A 24,589-nucleotide genomic window follows, 5' to 3' on the forward strand; every position below is an offset into this window, starting at 1 on the left:
CCTCTAACGTGATTTAACAGCAGGACGTACAATCACGTCACCACCTGTCGCGCCCGGTACAGCACCTTTAACGAGCAATAAATTTCTTTCTACGTCAACACGAATAACTTCTAGGTTCTGAATGCTACAGCGTTCATTACCCATGTGACCTGACATTCGTTTGCCTTTGAACACACGGCCAGGTGTTTGACGCTGACCAGTAGAACCAGGTACACGATGTGACCGAGAGTTACCATGTGTCGCATCTTGACCTCTAAAGTTGTGCCGTTTAATCGTTCCCGCATAACCTTTACCTTTGGTTACGCCAGTTACATCAACTTTTTGACCTGTTTGAAAAATATCAACTTTTATTTCATTACCGGGCTGAAGTTCGGAGCCTTCACCTTCATTAAGGCGAAACTCCCACAAATTGCGTCCAGGTTCTACGCTTGCTTTTGCATAATGTCCAGCAATAGCTTTATTAACACGTACAGCACGGCGGGTTCCGCACGTGACTTGTACTGCACTATAGCCATCACTTTCCAGCGTTTTAACTTGTGTCACACGATTAGGTTCTGCTTCAATCACTGTGACCGGAACAGCACGCCCGTCCTCTTTAAAAACGCGGGTCATACCGCATTTTCGACCGACAATTCCGATTGCCATTGTTTTAACCTTTATAACATCTCGACTAATTCAACTTTATTTGTACGTCAACACCTGCCGCCAAATCCAATTTCATCAATGAATCAACTGTTTTATCAGTTGGATCAATAATATCTAATAAGCGTTTATGGGTGCGAATTTCATACTGGTCACGCGCATCTTTATTGACATGCGGAGAAATCAAGACGGTGAATTTTTCTTTCTTCGTCGGCAGAGGAATAGGTCCCCGTAGTTGTGCTCCAGTGCGCTTAGCGGTCTCCACGATTTCGCGCGCCGATTGATCAATCAGACGATGATCAAACGCCTTGAGTCGGATACGAATTCTTTGATTTGCCATATTACTGTTCCAATCACTATGTGTGAGAAGAGGGACATGCCCTCTTCTTTATTTCGTTGTTACTATTTAAGAATTTTAGTAACAACACCAGCACCAACGGTACGACCGCCTTCACGAATTGCGAAGCGTAAACCCTCAGTCATTGCAATTGGGTTGATTAACTTCACAACTAACTTCACGTTGTCACCAGGCATGACCATTTCCACGCCTTCTGGTAAATCACACGCACCTGTTACGTCCGTTGTACGGAAGTAAAACTGAGGGCGATAGCCATTGAAGAAAGGCGTGTGACGACCACCCTCTTCTTTACCTAAAATATAAACTTCTGTTTCAAATTCCGTATGGGGGGTGATTGTGCCTGGTTTTGCCAAGACTTGTCCACGTTCCACGTCATCACGTTTAGTTCCACGTAATAACACACCCACGTTGTCCCCTGCGACACCTTCGTCTAACAGTTTGCGGAACATTTCCACACCTGTGCAGGTTGTTTTGGTGGTAGGACGAATTCCTACGATTTCCACTTCTTCGCCAACCTTGACTTTACCTTGTTCAATACGACCAGTCACAACTGTACCGCGACCAGAAATAGAGAACACATCTTCGATAGGCATTAAGAAAGGCTTACTAATTTCACGAACGGGTTCAGGAATGTATCTATCCATCTCGGCGACGAGCTTGTAAATCGCACTCACGCCAATATCGCTAGCATCCCCTTCTAACGCTTTTAATGCAGAACCAATTACGACAGGTGTATCATCACCGGGGAATTGATACTTGTCTAATAATTCACGCACTTCCATTTCAACGAGCTCTAATAATTCCGCATCGTCAACCATATCAGCTTTATTCATAAACACAACAACGTAAGGCACGCCAACTTGACGGGCTAACAGGATGTGTTCACGGGTTTGAGGCATAGGACCATCGGCAGCAGAGACGACAAGAATTGCGCCGTCCATTTGTGCTGCACCCGTAATCATGTTTTTTACATAGTCAGCATGACCTGGGCAGTCAACATGTGCGTAATGACGAGTTTCTGATTGGTATTCAACGTGAGCTGTCGCAATAGTAATACCGCGCGCACGCTCTTCAGGAGCTTTGTCGATTTGGTCATAGGCTTTGAATTCGCCACCGAATTTTTCCGCCATGCACTTAGTTAATGCCGCTGTCAGGGTGGTTTTACCGTGGTCAACGTGTCCGATTGTACCTACGTTTACATGCGGTTTAGTGCGTTCAAACTTTGCCTTGGACATCAGTTATATCCTCTTTCTACGATTTTTGATTTACGATTTTTGATTTACGTTACAAACCTAACCGAAAAAATAAAATAATGATTTTTGACTTTTGAGCGACTCAAGGGTTGCAACAAAAATCAAAAACCAAAAATCAAAATGAATAATTAATTGCTGGAGGCTTTCTTAATGACAGTTTCAGCAACACTATTAGGTGCTTCACTGTACTTGGTAAATTGCATGGTATAGCTAGCACGTCCTTGTGATAAGGAACGTAAATCTGTCGCATAACCAAACATTTCACCTAAGGGCACTTCTGCCTTAATGGTTTTACCTGTCGGTGTATCATCCATTCCTTGCAGAATACCGCGCCGACGATTTAAGTCGCCCATCACGTCACCCATGTAATCTTCAGGTGTTTCCACTTCAACGGCCATAATTGGTTCAAGGAGAACGGGTTTAGCTTTTCTAACACCGTCTTTGAATGCCATAGAACCTGCAATTTTGAATGCCATTTCGTTAGAGTCAACTTCGTGGTAAGAACCATCAAAGATAGTGACTTTTACGTCAACAACAGGGAAGCCAGCCAAGACCCCATTTTGCATTTGTTCTTGAACACCTTTATCAACTGCGGGTACATACTCTTTTGGTACGACCCCACCAACAATTCCGTTGACAAATGCGTAACCACTACCAGCAACTTGTGGTTCAATGCGTAACCAGACATGACCATATTGACCACGACCACCTGATTGACGCACAAACTTGCCTTCTTGTTCGACGCTTGCACGAATAGTTTCACGATATGCCACTTGTGGCGCACCAATATTCGCTTCAACGTTAAACTCACGCTTCATGCGGTCAATAATGATTTCGAGATGTAATTCGCCCATCCCAGAAATAATGGTTTGTCCTGTTTCTTCATCAGTCCGCACGCGGAAAGAAGGGTCTTCTGCTGCCAGTTTTGACAACGCAATCCCCATTTTTTCTTGGTCAGCTTTAGTTTTTGGTTCGATAGCAACAGAAATAACAGGTTCTGGAAACTCCATTCTTTCTAATGTGATGATGTTGTTGACATCACATAAGGTTTCACCAGTAGTTACATCTTTTAAACCAATCGCGGCAGCAATATCACCTGCACGGACTTCTTTGATTTCTTCGCGGGTATTCGCGTGCATTTGCACAATACGTCCGACCCGTTCCTTTTTGCCTTTAACAGGATTGTAAACAGTGTCGCCTGAATTCAGTACGCCAGAGTAAACACGGAAAAAGGTTAGAGAACCAACGAATGGATCGGTTGCAATTTTGAACGCAAGGGCGGAGAAGGGTTCTTCATCTTCAGCTTTCCGTTCTGCTTCCGTACCATTAGCATCGTCTAAGATCCCTTTAACGGGAGGGATATCAATAGGAGAAGGCATATACTCAACAATTGCATCCAACATCGCTTGCACGCCTTTGTTTTTAAAGGCAGAACCACAGATTGTTGGAACAACTTCTCCTGCTAAAGTACGTGTACGAATACCGTGCTTGATTTCTTCGACAGATAAATCCCCTTCATTCAGGTATTTATCCATTAATTCTTCGTTAGCCTCGGCGGCGGATTCAATTAACTTCTCACGCCATTCTTCACAAGCTGTTTGCATATCCGCAGGGATATCACGCTCTTCAAAACGCATCCCTTGGTTTTCGATATCCCAATAGATGGCTTTCATCTTGATGAGGTCAACAACCCCTTCAAATTTGTCTTCTTGACCAATAGGGAGTTGTAGAACAGCAGGATTGCCCGCTAAACGGGTTTTAATCTGCTCAACCACTTTCAAAAAGTTTGCGCCAGCGCGATCCATTTTGTTAACGAATGCAAGACGAGGCACACCATATTTGTTTGCTTGCCGCCATACGGTTTCAGATTGTGGTTGAACACCACCCACTGCACAAAAAACGGCACACGCGCCGTCTAACACCCGTAATGAGCGTTCGACTTCAATGGTAAAATCGACGTGACCAGGTGTGTCAATAATATTGATACGATGTTCATCAAATTGTTGACCCATACCACGCCAAAAACATGTAACTGCCGCAGAGGTAATGGTAATACCACGCTCTTGCTCTTGCACCATCCAGTCGGTGGTTGCTGCGCCATCATGTACTTCACCAATTTTGTGGGAACGACCTGTATAGAACAATACACGCTCAGTCGTCGTTGTTTTTCCCGCATCGATGTGCGCCATAATACCGATATTACGGTATCGCTCAATGGGTGTTTTTCGTGCCACGTTAAGAACCTTTTAAACAAGCAAGTAAGGGTTGAGCCAAATAAATTACCAGCGGAAATGCGAGAATGCTTTGTTCGCTTCTGCCATACGATGTACGTCTTCACGTTTTTTGATTGCTGACCCTTTGTTTTCAAAGGCATCTAAAATCTCAGCCGCCAAACGTAATCCCATAGATTTTTCACCGCGACTCCGTGCACAATCGGCTAACCAGCGCATTGCAAGCGCGGTGCGACGAACAGGACGCACTTCTACGGGTACTTGATAGTTAGAACCCCCAACGCGTCTGGATTTCACTTCAACGACGGGTCTTACATTATCAAGGGCCTTAATAAAAATCTCTAAAGGATCACCTTTGTTCTTCTCGGCGATTTGATCTAACGCACCGTAAACGATGTGTTCAGCGACCGATTTTTTTCCACTTTTCATGACTATATTGATAAATTTAGCAACGGTTTCGTTACCGAATTTGGGATCTGGCAATATAGCGCGTTTTGCGACGACTCTTCTTCTTGGCATAAAATTGAACTCAACTTTTAGCTTTAACTCAATACTTAGAAACGGATTACAGCATTAGGATTTTGGACGCTTCGCTCCATATTTGGAACGTCCTTGCCGTCTTGCGTTTACTCCAGAGGTATCTAAACACCCACGCACTGTGTGATAACGCACACCGGGTAAGTCTTTCACACGTCCGCCACGAATCAACACGACCGAGTGCTCTTGTAAGTTATGTCCTTCCCCACCGATATAAGTGGTTACTTCCATACCATTAGTTAACCGCACACGCGCAACTTTACGCATTGCGGAGTTTGGCTTTTTGGGGGTAGTGGTATAAACACGCGTACACACGCCCCGCTTTTGCGGACACCCATTAAGGGCAGGCACATTGCTCTTAGTCTGTGGCGATTTGCGCGGTTTACGCACTAACTGATTAATTGTTGCCATAATTGCTCCGAATACAGGGGCTGGTACTACGACAGACGAAAAAAACAATCATCTGTTAAAAAAAACAATGAAATAAAAATGAGCTGGAACTTTAAGTGAATTCCAGCTCTTTAGAGCCGAAAGATAATAATGATGTTTTACTACTCTGTCAAGTTATTAGAAAGGAAATTTTTAATTATTTTGTGGAGTTGTGGCACACAGAATTGTATTTTAGACAATATTGCAGATTACTATCTTATTCAGCTTCAACGATATGAATTACTTTTACAAAAGTTTGTCATCCTAGCGTATTTTGTATAATGCGTCACATGATTTTTGCTGACTTCTCAGATGATACTGCTTGACATTCCTTAGCTAACCTCGTTTAATCCCTCGCTACTGAATAGGTGCGAGTTGTTTACTCGCTTAAACGGGAAAGTGGTGTAAAGCCAATACTGCCCCCGCAACGGTAAGTAAGTTAAAGAATAATCAATCTGTTATAGTCACTGTGTTTATGCATGGGAAGACGATTGGTTATGAATAATCTGTATTATTCGCTTACGAGTCCGGAGACCGACCTATGAAGTTTGTACTGTCGTGTTGCGGAGGGCAACAGGCTGATGCCTTGTTATAATTAAGTTGTGGTAACGCGTCATTGTGTCTGTCTTTATTTCTTAACCTCTGCACACTTTCATTTTCGGGTTTTTACGAGGAAGTGTGTCATGTCTATCTCTAATATCCTTTATCCCCTATTTAGAAGAAAATTTGTTAATCATAGGTTAGCTGTTGTTTTTCCTTGTTTAATATCATTAAGTTTTTCTTGTTTTGCAACTGAGACGGTTCAACCAACGGTTGTTGTCACCGCCACACGCACTGCACAAAGTATTGATGAATCAATGGCTTCTGTCACGGTGATAGACCGTGAAACTATTGCGCGGAGTCAAGCCCTAACGGTTACTGATTTGTTAAAAGGGTTGGCGGGTGTTGATGTTGTTACCAGTGGTGGTTTGGGACAAGCCAGTTCTATCTTTATGCGTGGGGCAGAATCTGACCATGTGTTAGTGTTGATTGATGGTGTTAAAGTTGGTTCTGCAACGCTTGGTACAACCGCATTTCAATACTTGCCACCTAGCCAAATTGATCACATTGAAGTTGTACGTGGAACACGGTCGGCACTTTATGGCTCTGAAGCTATTGGTGGGGTTATTCAGATTTTTACACGTCAAGGTAGTGGTGAACCACATACACAAGCCAGTCTTGGTATGGGTAATCATAATACCTATGAAGCAACCGCTAATCATGGCGGTAAAATCGATAAAACGACTTATAGCGTAGCTGTGGATTATTTGCAAAGTGATGGTTTTAATGCGTGCAATGGTAGTGAATCACGCGCCTGTTACACGGTAGAGCCTGATGCTGACGGTTACGATAACACCTCATTCAGTGCGCAAGTTAGCCATCAATTTAGTCGTGAATTTCAAGCGGGTGTTTACACGTTACGTGCCGAAGGTAATAACCAATTTGACTCGATGTTTGCTAATGAAATCGACTTTACGCAGCAAGTTGTTGGGCTTAAAGCACAACTTGCCGTTACTCAAGCATGGGACATGTCATTAAACATTGGACAAAGCCAAGATGAACAAGATAATTTTGGTCATGAAACCAGTTCCAACAACTATCAAACGAAACGTAATAATGCTAACTGGCAAAACAATTTTAGTATTAGTGATAACCAGTTATTCACATTAGGTTATGATTATCTTGAAGATAAGCTAGATAGCACAACCGAATATGCTAGCACTACTCGGCAAAATAATGGCGTGTTTGGGCAATACCAAATGCAATGGGAAGCCTTTAACATCATTATCGGTGGACGGTATGATGATAACGAGCAATTTGGTGGACAAACAACAGGAAACATCAATTTAGGATATAAAATTAATCCCACGTTACAAACCTTTATTGCCTACGGTACCGCATTTAAAGCCCCCTCATTTAACGAATTATATTATCCCTATTTTGGTAATCCTGATTTAGAACCCGAAGAGGCAGACAGCGTAGAAATTGGTTTACAAGCGAATGAAGCAACTTATCACTGGTCACTTAACCTCTATCGTAATCAAGTTAAACAACTGATTGCAACCAGCTATGATGCAAGTACCGATAGCTATCTACCTAATAATGTAGATAAAGCAAGCATTCAAGGTATTGAAGCTGATGTGGGTACGACATGGGGAGCATGGACGGCAACGGGAAATGTAACATGGCTAGACCATGAAGATGATGCAACGGGTAACTGGTTACCTCGTCGGGCGCGACAATCAGCAAAAGCTGCTCTGCATTATCAATTTGAACAAGGGCGTATCGGTGGTGAAGTTCTCGCACAAGGTTCACGCTATGAAGACACCGCTAATCAACGCCAAGTTGCAGGCTATGGCATCCTCAATTTAAACAGCGAATATTCCCTTAGTAAACAATGGATGCTCCGCGCTCGCCTCGATAACGTCTTAGACAGAGAATACGAACTTGCACAGTATTATCATACGGCTGGGCGTGGTTTCTTTGTTAGTGTCCATTACAGCGATTAATTTTCACCTACTGCGCGGTGCAACTGCCCGCGCACCTCATAGCGACTAACGCATTATGTGGCAAAAAAATTACCTAACTTACTTATTTATATCAATTCTCTTAGCAATCCTTGCCAGTTTTTTTTATCCGCAACAACAAACTTATTTGCCTACAAAGCCTAATCATTTATCTGCAAATCCTCAATTTCCCCGCTTTTTACAAGATGAACAAGGCGAACAAATCACTGTTTCAGCCTATCCACAGCGGATTGTGTCGCAAACGCTCGCAACAGATGAAATCCTTCTTGCTCTTTGTCCACCAAGCCGTTTAATCGCAGTGAGTGCCTTAGCGCGTGACCAAAACTATAGTTTAGTCACAGCACAAGCCCAACAAGTTGCCATGCAAACAGTGGGAGGTATAGAACAAATTTTAAGTTTACAACCCGATTTAATTTTCATCGCCAGCTATAGCCGTGCAGAAATGGTGGCTTTACTGCAAAACAGCGGTATTCCCCTAATTCGTTTCACCCGTTTTGATAATATAAAAGATATTCAACAACATATTCGTATGGTTGGTTATGCGATTGGTACAGAACAATTAGCAGATAATTTAATCAAAGAGATGAATCAACGGCTTGCTAAAATAACAACCCGTTTACCGCACACGGATAAACCATTACGAGTTTTATCCTATGATTTGGCGGGTTATACCGCAGGAAAAAATACGACTTTTGACGACATGTTACACTACCTTAATGCTATTAACGTATTGGCAGAACAAGGTATTATAGGACACAGCAAAATCAGTGTAGAAAATATCGCTAAGTGGCAACCCGATGTCATTATCAGCGGTGCGAATGCAGATGTCATTGAACAAACCCGCCAACAATTACTGAATGACCCCGTGATTGCAACAACCCATGCAGGGCAAACAGGACGGATAATCGTGTTAGATAATCGCTATTTACTTTCAGTTTCTCAGCATATTGTCACGGGTATAGAAAAATTGGCTGATGCCCTGTATCAACAATAAATTTTTGCAAAAACATAATATTCATATAAACAATAAATAACACAATTTTCTACGACTCCATAAATCCTAATTCACACAGATTTTAACAAGAAGACAGATAACACCGTTTGCGTCCGTAGTACTCATGCTACCGTTGTAAATAGTCTGTTTAAAGGGTTTTTAGTCCCTAAGGCAAAATACGCAACATTTACCCAAAAAATGAATTAAAAAACTTTAATATTCCATCAACTCCGCAACTATCACTACAGATAATTATAATTTTTATCCTCGATTTGTTGAATACCATTAAACGGCAACATAAACGATTTACTTGGTTTTTACAGGGATAAACCCCAACCTACTTTCCCACTTGTATCGTTATCCTATGGAGATTGATATGCATTTTAACCCATTATCGTATTTATTACTGATAGGACTGCCATTTTTAATAGCACCTGTACACGCTGATAGCACAAAAACTGAGGAATTCACCCTAGAAAATGGATTACACATTATCGTTAAACCTGACCACCGTTCCCCCGTTGTTACCAGCCAAATTTGGTATAAAGTCGGTAGCAGTTATGAGCAAGAAGGGCATACAGGACTGTCGCACTTTCTAGAACACCTCATGTTTAAAGGCACAGAAAAGCATCCTGTTGGCGACTTTTCCCGCATCATGTCAGAAAATGGCGCATCACAAAATGCGTTTACCAGCGCAGATTTTACCGCTTTCTTTCAAACCTTAGAAAAAAGCCGCCTTGCCATTAGTTTCGAATTAGAAGCCGATAGAATGCGAGCCTTACAATTTGATGATAGTGAATTACAAAAAGAAAAACGTGTCGTGATGGAAGAGCGACGTAACCGCACAGAAGACGAACCCAGCAGCCTATTACAAGAACATTTTCGTGCCGTTGCATACACTACCAGTTCTTACCAAAACCCTGTTGTAGGTTGGATGAATGACATTGAAAATTATAATATGGCGGATGTCCGTGCTTGGTATCAACAATGGTACGCGCCAAATAATGCAACCATCGTTGTCGTCGGTGATGTTGAGCCACAAGCTGTTTTTCAACTAGCAAAACAATATTTTGCCAACCTCAGCCCCAGTGTTATCACGCCCCCGCCTGCGCGTCGTGAAATAGAGCAATTGGGTGAGCGTCGGGTTATTGTCAAACGTCCCGCCAAATTACCTATTTTAACCATGGGCTATAAAGTCCCAACGCTTGCAACCATCGCACCCGCTGATGTAACGGATGTCTATGCGTTAGAAGTGTTAGCCTATACCTTAAGTCTTGGCAATAGCGCGCGCTTAGATAAAGAAGTGGTGCGTCGCCAAGAAATTGCCAATTCAGCCTCTGCAACTTACGACTTAACTGCCCGTTTAGAAAGTCTTTTTACGCTAAGTGGTGTTCCCACTCAAAAACATACAATAACGGAATTAGAAACCGCATTACGTGAGCAGATTACACGCTTGCAGACAACCTTAGTTGATAAAGCCGAATTAGAACGGGTTAAAACCTTGCTGATTGCCAGTAACGTTTACGAACAAGATTCTGTTTTTTATCAAGCGATGAAAATTGGTATATGGACAACCGTTGGATTAGATTGGCATCTTCTTGAACAATATGTAGATAATATTAAAGCGGTAACACCAGAACAAATACAAGCAGTTGCTAAAAAGTATCTGATTGATGACCATCTTACCATTGGTCAACTAGAGCCTTTGCCGATTGATAGTGCTGACGAAAACAGGCACGCAGCCCCCGCACATGCCATACAAGGAGCTATTCAATGAGAATTATTCATTTACTAACAATAGGTTTTACCTGTTACTGTGCTAATGTGTTAGCAATGGTAGATATTCAACACTGGACAACCAGTAATGGTGCGCAAGTCTATTTTGTTCCTGCATCAGAATTACCCATCGTTGATTTAAGCGTCGTTTTTAATGCAGGCAGTGTACACGATGAAGATAAAGGCGGGATTGCACTACTAACCAATGGATTATTGAATGAGGGGGCTAACGGCTTATCTGCGGATGCAATAGCCGAACAATTTGACAATCTTGGGGCTATATTTGGTAACGACCTTGACAAAGAAATGTCAGAACTTTCTCTCCGTAGCTTAAGTGACCCTGCCCAACTTGAACCCGCCTTAACCCTTTTCGCTAACTTATTGGCAAAACCAGATTTTCCTCCCCAAGCCTTTGAGCGAGTGCGCCAACAAATTTTATTAGGTCTGAATAGCGAAGAACAATCACCTAATGATATTGCAGGAAAAGCTTTTCAAAAAGCCATTTATGGCAAACATCCTTATGCGAATCCCAAAATGGGTACTGTAGAAAGTGTCAAGGCACTAACACCAGAAATGGTTAAAACGTTTTATCAGCGTTACTATGTTGCAAAAAATGCAACAATTTCCCTAGTTGGCGCAATTGATCGTCCAACGGCTGAACGCATTGCAGAAACCCTTGTTAAACAACTGCCTGCTGGTGAGCCTGCGCCTGCATTACCCGCTGTTGCCGACTTACAAAAAGCGGAAACGATACATATCCCTTATCCTGCAACGCAAACCCATATATTAGTTGGACAACCCAGCCATTCCCGTCATGACCCCGACTATTTCTCCCTCTATGTCGGTAATCATATTTTAGGTGGAAATGGCCTAGTTTCACGAGTTTCTCAAGAAGTGCGAGAAAAACGCGGTTTAGCCTATACTGCCTACAGTTATTTTACCCCAATGGAAGAACGCGGTGCATTTAATGCAGGCTTACAAACCCGCAACGACCAAGCACAACAAGCCTTAGCGGTACTACGTGATACATTACAAACCTTTATTGATAAAGGGGTGACAGAAGCAGAACTCATCGCTGCAAAAAAGAATATTACGGGAGGGTTTCCACTAAAAATCGACAGTAATATAAATATTGTCAATTATCTGGCAGTCATCGGCTTTTATCACCTACCCCTAGACTATCTACAAAAATTTAACGATAGAATAGAGGCGGTGACTGTAGAGTCAATCAACGCGGCTTTTAAAACCCACTTACAACTAGATAAACAAGTGACCGTCACCGTAGGCAACACAGCAATGTAGCCTTGATGTAAAACAGGGTTGGTGCGACTTTATTCGCACTCACCCATTACACCAGTGTTTCACATAACTGCTGATATTCTTCAAAAATATTTGGTGGACACATACCACACTGCTTATTACTGGGTACTGCAAACGCCATTTTGCGCGGATTTGGTGTTTTCAAACCATTCATTAGTTCAATAAATGCTTGTTTAGACTTATTATTAGATAAACGAGGATTACGCTGTTTTTCTTGGGCAATACTGCTAATAAAACGACCCTCATAATCATGTCCGGGATAAACCAACGTCTCATTAGGCAATGTAAAAAGTTTATGTTGAATACTATCATATAACTGCCCTGCATTTCCCGCTTGAAAATCTGTTCTACCGCAAGCATCTATCAATAGTGCATCCCCTGAAAAAAGCATCAAATGTGTTCCTGTATCCACATAATACGCATGATGTGAAGACGTATGACCGGGGGTATAAAGCGGATGGATTTGTACCTCTCCCACACAAAGTGGCGTTCCTTCTTCTATCCCTATATCCGCACAAGGCAATTGTTCTATCGCAGGTAATGCAATCAGACAGCCTGTACGTTGTCGTAATTGATAACCGCCACTCAAATGGTCAGCATGAATATGTGTTTCTAAGGTATAACGCAAAGTCAAGCCTAACGCATTGAGTATGCTTATATCACGCTCAACAGTTTCTAGCACAGGGTCAATTAACACAGCCGTTTTTGTGATTGGACAACCCAACAAATAAGTATAAGTAGATGAACTAGACTCAAATAATTGTTGAAAAATCATGAAATAATCTCCTAATGATTACCATAATAAGCAATATTGAATATTCTAAGCATGGCGATGAATCAACAGGCGATCAAGTTTAAGCGGGATATTTAGAAATAGGTGATAACAATTTATTTTAAATATATTCTATATGGTTATCTGTAGCTACCGAAAAATCATGCTAGAAAATGGCACAGTGCTTGCGTTTTCCTATTCAACATGGCTTTTCTCATCATGACATCGTGCGGTCTGAATAAAATAATGCGTCTTTAGACCAATGATAGGGAATGTCATTAGATTTACTACCAGTCGCTCATCTAACGCTTGCCAAGGCATTATCATCGTGTCAACTCGAAAAAGCTTACAGGAAACACTCATTACGCTGCGTGAGGAATACGCAAAACAACTACCGCAAACCATAACGGACATTCTCACACTTGGGCAACAGTTACAAAAACAATGGACACTAGAAAACCTGCGCCAATTTCAACAAAAAATACATCGGATTGCAGGTAACGCGGGCAGCTTTGGATTTTTAACCCTCAGTCAAACAGCACGCGTACTAGATACCTTGCTAGTTGAAATACTAGAGCGCAATACACCCGTAGAACAACATGAATTAACAGAAATTGTGCGTCGTTTAGAACACATTCAACAAGCCTCATTAGTTGCCGACGAACCAACCAAAACTATTTCCACACCGCCGCCTACCGTGCAAATGCCCACGGTGGAAAAAATCATCTATTTAGTCGATGACGACATACAACTGGCCAACTTATTAGCGGAACATCTGAAAAGTTATGGCTATAACGTCAAAGCATTCAACAATACACATGGTTTAAGTGGTCTGATTCAAGTACATCCACCCGCCTTAATTATCATGGATGTCATGCTAGCAGAGGGTGAACTTGCAGGACCGCAAATTATGTATGCGATTCAAAAAAACCGCCGTGAACCGCTACCCGTTATTTTTATTTCCGCCCGTACCGATATGACAGCACGACTAGCTGCCGTACGTGCAAATGGAGATGCCTATTTCAACAAACCCCTAGATATTCCTGTACTAGTCAGCAAAATAAAGCAACTTACTGAAAATCCTAAACCTAAAACACCGCGTCGAATTTTAATTATTGATGATACCAATCGTTACGGCGAAAACTACGCAAAAATACTGCAACAATCGGGTTTACAAACGGCTGTTTTAAAAGAACCCTTACGCATTATTGATGCCCTAGACAAATTTCCCCCCGCGCTGATCTTGATTAATACCCAACTTCAAACGCTCAATGCCATTGAATTAGCCGTTGTTATACGCCAGCAGGAAAAATATAAACGCTTACCCCTGATTTTTTTCGCGCAACAATTTGACCAAACCCTACGTCGAGCAGCGGTAAAAGGCATTGCCGACGATTTTCTTAACGAAACCATAGAAGCCGATGCACTGGTCGCAACAATTATTAATCGCCTAAAGCATAACGAACACCAACTCCAAAATACTGATTATTTACACAGTGACATCACAACAGGGTTATATAACCGTCAATACCTACTTTCCCAATTAGAACTGATTAAAATGGCATCCTCAGCCTATCCGCTAGTCGCCTTATATATCAACATTGACAGCTATCGTGGGATTAGCAAAATTTTAGGTTATAACGCCATTGATAAAGCAATGTATGAAACTGCACAATTTCTTCAACAACAAGTCAATAAAAGCGATTTATTAGCGCGCTTTAGCGACAACGTTTTTGTAATTATCAGCATTGACCGTGCCGTACATGAAGCAAAAGCACTCGCTAACTCCATTCGCGCAACACTAGAAAGCTATGTATTAGAAATTAACGGACAACAAGTAGTAACAACATGTAGCATAGGAATTGGCGTTTATAATGACGACATCGCCAATGGCGCATCAACGGCAATCAGCCAAGCAGAATCAGCCTGTCAACAAGCTCAAGAAGCAGGTGGCAATCGGATACAACTGCATAACGCCGCCGAAAATATAAAACGCGACCAATATCGACAAACTTATTGGCAAGAAACCATTAAATCTGCCTTAGTTAATAACGGTTTTTATCTTGTTTATCAACCGATTGTTAGCCTGCATGGACGTGCTGATAAATTATATGATGTGTTATTGCGCCTACACAGCGATGACCATCCCGATGGAATTAAAGCACATGAATTTCTACCCATTGCAGAACAGCATGGATTAATTGAAGAAATTGACCGCTGGGTCATCAAACAAGCTGTATTAAGTTTAATGCAACGCTATCATGAAAGAGAGGAAATTAGCTTTTTCATCCGCTTATCGGGTACATCTCTCTCAAACCCCAATTTACCTGCTTATATTCGTAAATGCCTGAGTGTTAGCGGTGTTCCCTATCACGCAGTGATTTTTAACATCTCACAAAATGTGGCTGTGAGTCACTTGAAAGAAACCCAAATATTTATTAAAAATATCAAATCATTGGGTTGTCGCATTGCATTGCAAGATTTTAACGGCAAGTCCAGTGCGTTCCAACTGTTAAAATTACTGGAAGCAAACTTTATTAAACTCAATATTGATCTGGTTAAAACATTAACAAATAAAGCTGATACACTAAGCAATATCAAACAGATAGCTGATAAAGCTCACACCCAAACCAGTGCAGTGATTGTGCCTTTTATTGAAGATGCAACGACACTAAGTTTATTGTGGGAATGTGCGATTGATTATATTGAAGGTAACTTTATTCAAATACCGATTGATACATTAAGCTATGATTTTTCAGGATAATATTATGAATCAATTTGCAGAAGAACAATGGCAACCCGTTGCCGAACTTTATGACATAGCACAAGGAGGAATTACAACCTTTGAAATTGCAGGACAAACGTTGCTTTTCAGTCGCCAAGGCAAACAAGTACATTGTTTTGCTAACTTGTGTACACATTTAGACCGTCCATTAGACATGGGAAATGTTCGTAATGGTATTATTGTTTGTCCTTTTCACGGCTATGAATTTGACCTAGAAACAGGCGATTGTTTGAACGCATTTAGCAAGCCGTTAAAATCATATCCTGTGCGGGTGGTAGATGGACTTGTTCAAGTATGTGTTGTCACAGAAAAAGTAGAATCTTAAAATTAAAATCTACTGTTGCGTTTTCCGCTAGTTATTCGTAAAGCTAAAGTAGCTACTTGATTTTTTCTTGTTGTTTTGCCTGCTGCCAAAAAAACTCCAATTCCTCAAGGCTTAAATCGTGCATTTGCTTGTTTGCCTCACGAATTGCAGTTTCCATCCACATAAAACGACGCATGAATTTTTTATTAGTTTTTTCTAGGGCATTTTCGGGATTAATACCCACAAAACGTGCGTAATTCACCAGAGAAAACAAAATATCCCCAAACTCATTTTCTGCCTCAATAAAGTTGTGTGGTTTTTGGCTGACAGGGTCTATATGTTCAACAAACTCTTGAATCTCTTCTTTTACCTTGTGCCACACGCTGCTTAAATCATCAGGTCGCCAATCAAACCCCATACCGCGTGCTTTTTCTTGAATACGAATAGCTTTTACCAAAGCGGGTAACATGTTTGGTACGCCTGCTAACGCACTGTAATTGCCTTTTTCTTGCAGTTTTAATTGCTCCCAATGACGTTTTACCGTGTCAGCATCGTCCGCATTGACTGTTCCATAAACATGCGGATGACGTGCAATTAACTTTTCACAAAGCCCATTCATAACATCTGCAATATCAAACACATCTTGCTCAGCTGTTATTTTAGCGTAAAACACCAAATGCAACATTAAATCGCCTAATTCCTTTTTTATCGCGTTTAAATCATTTTCTAAAATAGCATCAGACAATTCATAAGTTTCTTCAATAGTTAAATAACGTAAAGAATCTAGTGTTTGCTCCTTATCCCAAGGGCATTGAGCGCGTAATTCATTTACTATGGTTAATAAACGTTGTAAAGCATCGGTGTAGCGAACATCTGTTGGATTTACATTCATTGTCTTTTTATACTTTGTGAAAAAAGGGTTATAGAGTACGAGATACCTGTAAAAATGCAAGTGTAAAAGCAATGCGTATATTTCCTTATTAGCAAAAAGTTAATCTTTTGCCAAAATAGAAGGACGTTAGCGAAAATGACGTTATTTATAATAGTTTTGATGAAAATAAAAATACAAGTAGTTATTGGACTGCTATTAAATTTTGTCAAAACCCCTTCTAAAAAATTAATTATAAATAGTTACTTAACCTTATATGAGATGAAGTAAGTTTTTCGTTAAAAACTTATTATTCATGCTTAGGATGAAACATGAAATATAAACTTTTATTTGTGAGTTTGTCTGTCGCTTTATGGGGATTTTCTACAATCGCTCAGGCGGAGGCATTGCCTGAGTTGGGTAAAGGTAAAGCAACGGATAGTGCAGGTTTACATAGCAATGTCACCAGTCTATTTAAAGGGGGCATTGCTGTTGGGACAAATACAAGCGCATTATCAGCCGCGTTGAAATTAGCAGAGCCTGTCAATATTACAGGAACTATTGAAGTTGACCCTGCGGATGTGGGTAAAACGGCGGATATTGTTGTCTATGCCGCCTTTAAACTCGAACCGACAGGGGCAGAATATTACTTCATGTTGCGGAAAACACCAGATGGTGGATTTGATATCCCACTATGGGACCATAAACTGGAAAATCTGGCGGCATTTGACACCGTTACTTTAGCAGAAACACAAGAAGTATCTTTATACAAAGGTAATTTTGTTGCAACAGGATTATTAGATATTTACTTCGGTTATGTATTAACCAATGAAGATGGGTCAAAAAAACTCGTTACCAATCCCGAGCCGATTGCAGCCCGCATTAACCCCAATGAAGCATCACCCAGCCCAACAGGCGAATTTTTCGCCAGCTATAGTTTCCGTCCAAATCCCAACGGGTATGGATTTGAAAACTATGGCAACGATGCTCAATCAGCCAATGATATGAGCGCAGAAGACATGATTGCTTTGTTTGGGCGCGAAAAAGTGTGTCGTTCTGTAACGGGAGATTGTGTATTAAATGCGACGGCGCAAGAATGGATGGATAAACAAATCAAGGGAATGGATGGTGGACATTGTGAAGGGATGGCAGTGACCAGTTTGCGCCTCTGGCAAAGTTTAGAGTTTAAGGGCAAACGCATTCCTTCCGATTTTCAAGCAGGGACAAATACTACTTATGAGGTAGGGAAAGATGCTGTCCGTAATTACATTGCCTACTATTTTGTAACGCAATTTCTTGAAGAAGTATCTGCTGCTACGCAAAGTTTTCGTAAAAAACCCTCAGAAGTTTTACAAACGCTAATTGATGGTATGAATAATAATGTTGTCTATAGCGTGGGTTTTTACCAACCTGGTTATAAGGGCGGTCATGCCGTTACGCCTTACGCAGTTCAGAAAAAAAGCGAAACCGAATTCTGGATTTATGTCTATGACAATAATTTCCCCAATGATAACAATCGTGTTATTAAGGTTGATAAAAGCGCGGAAACATGGGTATATGAAGGGGGGGCAACTCGCCCAGATGAACCCGCTTCAGATTATCGCGGTAGCGCGGAAACACTCACTTTAGAATTAACGCCTCAAACAGTACGAGAAGGCAAATTTGCTTGCCCCTTCTGTACCACAGAAACAACGTCAACCAACACCTTGCGCGCAACCTCTGCACCAAAGATGTTGGACTTTGCCATGACGGGTGAGGGGACATTGATGGTACAACTTGCTGACGGCAGACGTGTTGGTTACGACCCTCTGTCGGGAGAAACCGTTAATGAGATTGATCAGGCACAAAAAGTGAATGGTAAATCGGGGTTAGGCAAAAACCTTCCCCCCCAAATCTCTATTCCTTACCCCAATAATAATGAGCCGATTGTTATATTAATCAGCGGTAAAGGAGATTCTGAGGAGTCAGAAACAGATTTATCTGTGACAGCACCCGGATTTGTTGTTGGTTTTGAAGGAATTTACCTTGATCCTGACGAGATACTGATGATTACACTGCGTCCTGACGGCAAGGAACTGAGTTTTATTGCCAGTGCGGATGGTGAAACGCCCAATGTTTTTATGGCATTTGACCCTGAAAACAATACTGGAGCGGGTTATACAGTGGATGTCGGTGGTATCAGTTTAGACGCAGGTAAGAAAGTTACTTTTACCATAGATAATGGTGCGCTATTGGTAAAAGATGAGGATGGAAACGAAGACGATTACGATATTAACATTGTGCGTGTTGACGATAACGGGCGTAAAACATTTAAAAAAGATGATGTTGCTGTTCCCGCCAATGCAACAGCACGTGTTAGTTTTACAAATTGGACGGGCGATAGTGGTGAAATTGATTTACAGTTAGATGAAGAAGGCGATGGTTTTGATGATGATGCTAAAGTGCCATTAAATTAAAACAGCAGCAACGGATTTATCCCTGTTAGACCTGATGCAGTAGATGAAGTAAAGGTGCGAATTTATTCGCACCTATCATTTTTTGTATGTATTAACCGCTTTTTTATTTAAACTGTCCACTTGTTAAAATGATTATCGTTGTTTCCCAAATTAGAACCAGAAAAAACAGGATAATAACATGCGCTATTTTTTTCCTTATTTTTACCTATTCCTATTTATACTACCCGCACAAGCAGTAGAAATCACTCCCAACGAAGTGTATATCGAAATTTATAAAATTTCACAAGATATTAATTTATTAAAACAACACTTTAATATTGAAAAAAATGCAATTCAGCCAGAAACAAAAGTAGCTCTATATCCGCGTCACGTGTGGCAGAAAACATATCAAATTATGTTAAAAATTAACATGTTTAGAGAAAAAAATGGCTTACCATCGCTGAGCATTATTTCCCGAGAACCCGAAGAAGAAATGAAACCATTAGTTGTTTACGGACAAGTCATACGGATTGCAACAGAAATTGATTTACTAAAACGCCATTTTGATATTCAAACACCGCCATCGTTACTGCCTACTTTTTCCAATCACACTACAATGGATAACTATGATTTCTTAAATCATCTTTCCTACGAAATGGATTTATTAACGGGAGCACCTTTTAATGCACAACAAGTGTTCGCCGAAACCATACGTGTACATGATGACATAAGCGTTATTTTAGATGCCTTAGAAGTGCAAGATACAACCAATCCCCCGCTGGCTGACCCAACGGCAACCTTAGAACAAACATTTCAAGCCGTTCAAGTGTTGTTACGAGAATTACAGCGATTACAAACCCATTTTAATTTAGACAAGTTAAAACTGAACGATTATGTTTATTCCTCAAAATCAATAAATAACAATATATCAGAAACAGAAGTGTTTAGTTCATTGGGGATTGTTTTAGCAGAGTTACAACCGATTAAAGCCCGTTTGGGATTAACTTACTTCATTACACCAGCTGCCCAACATTATAATGACAAACAAGCATCTGATATACTAAGAATTATTCAATGGGATATTCAACGATTAAAAGTTATCAAATTTTAGTGTTGATATATCATTTTGATATTAACTCGTGACAGAAAAATAAAAACAGAAAAACTACCAAAGGATATAAAAATGACTGGCAACTATTTTCGTTACATCACCCGTTTGGGTATCGATCGTAAATTAGGGGCATTATTGCTAATAACGGCAATTTTGCCCTTTTTAATTAGTGGTTCTTATGGATATTTTATTTCATCAACGGTTATGACGGAAAAAATTATTACCGCGAGTGAACAAGATGTTAAAAAAACCAGTGAAAGTCTGGTTAATTATTTGAGCAACATACCTGGCGATTTACGTTTTTTATCTTCCTCTTACGCAGTCACTTTTTATTTTCAATGGCGTAGCATCGATGAACCTTACAAACGTACCGAATGGGAAAAAAATACTAAACATTTATTATTTTCCTTCTTAGATGCCTCAAGCTACTACACGCAAATTCAAGTTTTAGATGCGGATGGTATGGAACTAATTCGTGTCAATAAAAACCAAGAAAATGAGAAAACCACCTTAGCCACAAATGCTGAGTTGCAAAATCGTAAAATGGATAGTTATTTTCAACACACGCTCGGCTTGAAGGCAGGACAAGTCTATTTAAATAAATTAGTAATTGATAACACAACACAGAAAGAAAATATGTTGTATTACGCAATGCCTATTATTGATAAAAATAATGTTTTTCAAGGGATTATTGTATTACAGTTCAACATGAATTTCTTAACAAACGCGCTTAAAGAGAACAGTCAAGAAGATAGTTACTTATTAATCAATAAAAAAGGTGGTTATCTTTATGATTCTAATATAGATAAAGTTGTTAATAACAAAACATTTGCTCAAGATTACCCTGCTTTATTCAAAGAGATGCAAGACAAAACAACAACTGGTTATTTTGTTGATAATAATTTTATCACCAGTTTTACAACGGTATATCCTTTGCCTGATGTGGTTGATGACTACTGGTTTTTAATCAAACAAACAAATAAAGCACTGGCCCTTAAAGATTTATTGGCTTTCAAACAATTACTTTTTAGCGTAGCTGCCATTATTTTGATAATTATCATTATTGTGGCAAATTTTGTAACACGTCGTCCCTTAAATGCACTATTACAAGTTAATCAGCACATGAAGCTATTGGCAATGGGACAATTGCCAGTTAAAAACGTTGAATATCAATCAACTGATGAGTTGGGCGAGTTAGTAGAATCTGCCAGACTATTAAAAAACAGCATCCGCACGGTTATAGAACGGACAAGAGCCATTGCAAGCGGTGATTATTCCACTGAAATAGAATTGCTTTCTGAGCAAGACCAGCTAGGTAGTTCTTTGCGAGAAATGACCGCGTTTTTACGCACGGCGAAACAACAGGATGACGCACAAAACTGGTTGAAAACAGGGCAAATGCAATTAAGCCAAACGCTCAGTGGTGAGCAAGATATTTTAAAATTAGTTGAAAATATAATTAATTTTCTCACCCCTTATGTTAATGCACAAGTTGGTGCGGTCTATATTTATCAAGAAAATAATCAAACGCTTAAGCTATTAGCTAGCCATGCTTTTGTGTGGCGGAAAAATGCGGATAACGTCTTTAAATTGGGAGAAGGAATTGTTGGACAAGCGGCATTAGAGAAAAAATCTTTTGTGATTACCAACGCGCCAGAAAACTACGTTGTTATTCAAAGTGGTTTAGGGTCGGGAACGCCCCAACATTTATTGGTCTCACCTTTCTTGTATGAAAACGTATTGTGTGGTGTGATTGAACTTGCCTCATTTGATGCGTTTACGCCGTTACAAATAGACTTTATTAACCAAATTATGCCCAATATTGCTGTTGCCGCAACAACAGCGGAATCGCGCACAAAAATGCAACAATTGCTGTTGCAAAGTCGGATGCAAGAAGAAGAACTCAAAACACAGAATGAAGAATTACAAAGTCAATCGGAAGAATTGCAAACCCAACAAGAAGAATTGCGTCAAACGAATGATGAGCTGGAAATTCGCGCTCGTGAATTAGAAGTGCAAAAAGAGGAAATTCGCAAGAAAAATATTAACATGGAAAAAGCGCAAGCCGCTATTGAAGCCAAAGCGCATGAGTTAGAACTTGCCAGTAAGTACAAATCTGAGTTTCTTGCCAATATGTCGCATGAATTGCGTACTCCCTTAAATAGTCTGCTTATTTTGTCAAATTTACTCATAGAAAATCCACAGGGTAATTTAACGCAACAACAGATTGATTATGCGAAAACCATCAATGGCGCAGGAGCAGATTTACTCAATCTAATCAATGAAATTTTGGATTTATCTAAGGTAGAAGCAGGTAAAATTGAAGCGCATCCTGAAGAGGTTTCATTACGAGAACTGATTGAATCTAATCGCTTAAAGTTTCAACACATTGCCGACCAGAAGGGATTACGCTTTAGTATCGATATTATAGAGCCATTACCCGATACAATTTTTACAGATACCCATCGTTTAAAACAAATCATTAATAATTTACTGGCGAATGCCTTTAAATTTACCTTAGAAGGTGGTGTTACTTTATCGGTTGTCCGTCCCTCGCAATCGCTGGAAGCACTGGAAAGAATCAATCTTATTCCTAGCAGAACCATTGCGTTAAGTGTAACAGATACGGGGATTGGCATTCCTAAAGAAAAGCAAGCTATTGTTTTTGAAGCATTCCAACAGGCTGATGGAACAACCAGCCGTCGATTTGGAGGAACTGGGTTAGGTTTGTCGATTTCTCGGCAATTATCGCGCTTATTAGGGGGAGAGATTTGTTTGCAAAGTGAGGAAGGCAAGGGCAGTTGTTTTACCCTGTATTTGCCTGAACGTTTAGACGGAAAGCCCGCCAGTAAAACGCCACCCACCTTGACAATCGCAACAAAAAATTCCACGCCCGTATCATCGGATGATAATAATTCGGGGATTCATAGCATGGATAAATTGTCGGGTTCTGTCAGTCAAAATATAGAACCGCCTAAAACAACGGTGACAGATGATAATTTAAGTGATGACCGTTACGCATTGAAACCCAATGATAAGTTTATCCTTATCATTGAGGATGACCGAAAATTTTTAAAGATTTTAATGGATTTAGCCCGTGAAAAGGATTTCAAATGTTTGGTTGCTGAGGATGGTAAGGATGGTTTAGAACTTGCCCAAACTTATAAACCCCATGCCATTATTTTGGATGTAGGCTTGCCTAAAGTGGATGGATGGACGGTTATGGAGCGGTTAAAAGAAAACCCTGAAACCCGTCATATTCCTGTACATTTTATGTCAGGTGCAGACCAAGAGCGGGAAGCGAAAAAAATGGGGGCAATCGGTTATTTATTAAAGCCTATTAGTTTGAGCGAATTAGGTGAAGCTTTTAAGAAAATTGAGCGGTTTATTGATAAAACCCTTAAAACCTTATTGGTTGTTGTCGATAGTGATGTTCGTCAAGCAGAAATCCAACAATTGGTGAGTTCTAGTGATGTGCAATCTCTATTTATCAAGACATTAACTGATGCGCAGGAAAGCTTACTGAATAATCGTTTTGATTGTTTGATTGTTGATATTGATATAGAACACGGGCAGGGATTGCAATTATTGGCGTTTTTACACAATACCGAGCGATTATCTCAAATTCCTGTGATTTTATACACGGCACGCGAGTTGACAGTTGATGAAGAAATTGTGCTGCGTCGTTATGAGGATAACCTGACCGTAAAAATGGTGAGTTCGCCTGAACGCTTATTGGATGAAACAACATTGTTTTTACATCAGATAGAAGAAAAGTTACCTGATGAAAAACGTAAAATGTTACGTTTAGTACATGATAAAGAAGCTATTTTATCTAATAAAAAGGTGTTAATTGTTGATGATGATGTGCGTAATACCTTTGCATTAACGACAGTTTTAGAAAACAAGAATATGCAGGTGTTAGTCAGCGAAAATGGGAAAGAGGGGCTGGACATGTTGAGCTTGAATCCTGATATTTCTATGGTTTTGATGGATGTCATGATGCCAGAAATGGATGGATATGAAGCAATGCGTGCCATTCGAGCACAGTTGCGTTTCCGTAAATTGCCCATTATTGCATTAACGGCAAAAGCCATGAAAGGCGATAAGGCCAAGTGTATTGAGGCGGGGGCTAATGATTATCTAACGAAACCTGTTGATACTGATAAGTTATTATCGTTAATGCGTGTATGGTTATATCGTTAAT

Annotated in this window: 17 protein-coding genes and 1 riboswitch; of the genes, 9 read left to right on the forward strand and 8 right to left on the reverse strand. The window is 40.4% G+C overall.

Features of this window, described 5'->3' with window-relative positions:
• Positions 1–3: 3 nt before the first annotated feature.
• The 6 genes from rplC to rpsL form a co-directional block, all read right to left on the reverse strand.
• Positions 4–645 carry a 50S ribosomal protein L3 gene (rplC, locus tag AL038_RS13980; protein ID WP_062153802.1) on the reverse strand — a complete coding sequence of 214 codons (642 nt, stop codon included), beginning with the start codon at positions 643–645 and terminating at the stop codon, positions 4–6.
• Positions 646–670: 25 nt separating this feature from the next.
• Positions 671–982: a 30S ribosomal protein S10 gene (gene rpsJ / locus AL038_RS13985; RefSeq protein ID WP_002690675.1), complete on the reverse strand. Its 312-nt coding sequence runs from the start codon at positions 980–982 to the stop codon at positions 671–673.
• Positions 983–1,044: 62 nt separating this feature from the next.
• Positions 1,045–2,235: an elongation factor Tu gene (gene tuf / locus AL038_RS13990; RefSeq protein WP_062153804.1), complete on the reverse strand. Its 1,191-nt coding sequence runs from the start codon at positions 2,233–2,235 to the stop codon at positions 1,045–1,047.
• Between the two features lie 146 nt (positions 2,236–2,381).
• Positions 2,382–4,487, reverse strand: a complete 2,106-nt coding sequence (gene fusA, locus AL038_RS13995; protein ID WP_062153806.1) for an elongation factor G — start codon at positions 4,485–4,487, stop codon at positions 2,382–2,384.
• A 45-nt stretch (positions 4,488–4,532) separates the two neighbouring features.
• Positions 4,533–5,003 carry a 30S ribosomal protein S7 gene (gene rpsG / locus AL038_RS14000; protein WP_062153807.1) on the reverse strand — a complete coding sequence of 157 codons (471 nt, stop codon included), beginning with the start codon at positions 5,001–5,003 and terminating at the stop codon, positions 4,533–4,535.
• Between the two features lie 54 nt (positions 5,004–5,057).
• Positions 5,058–5,432 carry a 30S ribosomal protein S12 gene (gene rpsL / locus AL038_RS14005; RefSeq protein WP_002690684.1) on the reverse strand — a complete coding sequence of 125 codons (375 nt, stop codon included), beginning with the start codon at positions 5,430–5,432 and terminating at the stop codon, positions 5,058–5,060.
• Positions 5,433–5,799: 367 nt separating this feature from the next.
• Positions 5,800–6,007, forward strand: a riboswitch (cobalamin riboswitch).
• A 126-nt stretch (positions 6,008–6,133) separates the two neighbouring features.
• Here rpsL and AL038_RS14010 point away from each other — a divergent pair.
• The 4 genes from AL038_RS14010 (at position 6,134) to AL038_RS14025 (ending at position 12,089) form a co-directional block, all read left to right on the forward strand.
• Positions 6,134–7,999, forward strand: coding sequence for a TonB-dependent receptor domain-containing protein (locus tag AL038_RS14010; protein ID WP_062153809.1), 1,866 nt, complete (start codon positions 6,134–6,136; stop codon positions 7,997–7,999).
• Positions 8,000–8,054: 55 nt separating this feature from the next.
• Entirely contained in the window at positions 8,055–9,011 is a 957-nt protein-coding gene (locus AL038_RS14015) for an ABC transporter substrate-binding protein (RefSeq protein WP_062153811.1), read from the forward strand.
• 376 nt (positions 9,012–9,387) lie between these two features.
• On the forward strand, positions 9,388–10,788 hold the full coding sequence (locus AL038_RS14020) for a M16 family metallopeptidase (protein WP_062153813.1): 1,401 nt from the start codon (positions 9,388–9,390) through the stop codon (positions 10,786–10,788).
• Positions 10,785–12,089: a M16 family metallopeptidase gene (locus AL038_RS14025; RefSeq protein WP_062153815.1), complete on the forward strand. Its 1,305-nt coding sequence runs from the start codon at positions 10,785–10,787 to the stop codon at positions 12,087–12,089. The genes AL038_RS14020 and AL038_RS14025 overlap by 4 nt, the downstream gene beginning before the upstream one ends.
• Before the next feature lie 46 nt (positions 12,090–12,135).
• Here the strand turns inward: AL038_RS14025 and AL038_RS14030 are convergent, their stop codons facing one another.
• Entirely contained in the window at positions 12,136–12,882 is a 747-nt protein-coding gene (locus AL038_RS14030) for an MBL fold metallo-hydrolase (RefSeq protein WP_062153817.1), read from the reverse strand.
• Positions 12,883–13,207: 325 nt separating this feature from the next.
• Here AL038_RS14030 and AL038_RS14035 point away from each other — a divergent pair, with 325 nt between their 5' ends.
• A complete protein-coding gene (locus AL038_RS14035) occupies positions 13,208–15,643 on the forward strand; it encodes an EAL domain-containing protein (protein ID WP_062153819.1) in 2,436 nt (811 codons plus the stop codon).
• A 4-nt stretch (positions 15,644–15,647) separates the two neighbouring features.
• Positions 15,648–15,989 (forward strand): Rieske (2Fe-2S) protein, encoded by a 342-nt coding sequence (locus AL038_RS14040; RefSeq protein ID WP_062153821.1) that lies wholly within the window; start codon positions 15,648–15,650, stop codon positions 15,987–15,989.
• Between the two features lie 52 nt (positions 15,990–16,041).
• Here AL038_RS14040 and mazG read toward each other — a convergent pair whose 3' ends face one another.
• Positions 16,042–16,860: a nucleoside triphosphate pyrophosphohydrolase gene (gene mazG / locus AL038_RS14045; RefSeq protein ID WP_062153823.1), complete on the reverse strand. Its 819-nt coding sequence runs from the start codon at positions 16,858–16,860 to the stop codon at positions 16,042–16,044.
• Between the two features lie 308 nt (positions 16,861–17,168).
• Here mazG and AL038_RS14050 point away from each other — a divergent pair, with 308 nt between their 5' ends.
• The 3 genes from AL038_RS14050 (at position 17,169) to AL038_RS14060 (ending at position 24,588) form a co-directional block, all read left to right on the forward strand.
• The gene (locus AL038_RS14050; protein WP_062153825.1) at positions 17,169–19,292 is read left to right on the forward strand and encodes a hypothetical protein; all 2,124 of its coding nucleotides are present in this window, start codon (positions 17,169–17,171) and stop codon (positions 19,290–19,292) included.
• A 178-nt stretch (positions 19,293–19,470) separates the two neighbouring features.
• Positions 19,471–20,382, forward strand: a complete 912-nt coding sequence (locus AL038_RS14055; protein ID WP_062153827.1) for a hypothetical protein — start codon at positions 19,471–19,473, stop codon at positions 20,380–20,382.
• A 72-nt stretch (positions 20,383–20,454) separates the two neighbouring features.
• Positions 20,455–24,588, forward strand: a complete 4,134-nt coding sequence (locus AL038_RS14060) for a response regulator (RefSeq protein ID WP_062153829.1) — start codon at positions 20,455–20,457, stop codon at positions 24,586–24,588.
• Position 24,589 lies beyond the last annotated feature (1 nt).

The sequence above is a fragment of the Beggiatoa leptomitoformis genome, from assembly GCF_001305575.3.
In the GTDB taxonomy this organism is placed as follows: Bacteria; Pseudomonadota; Gammaproteobacteria; order Beggiatoales; family Beggiatoaceae; genus Beggiatoa; species Beggiatoa leptomitoformis.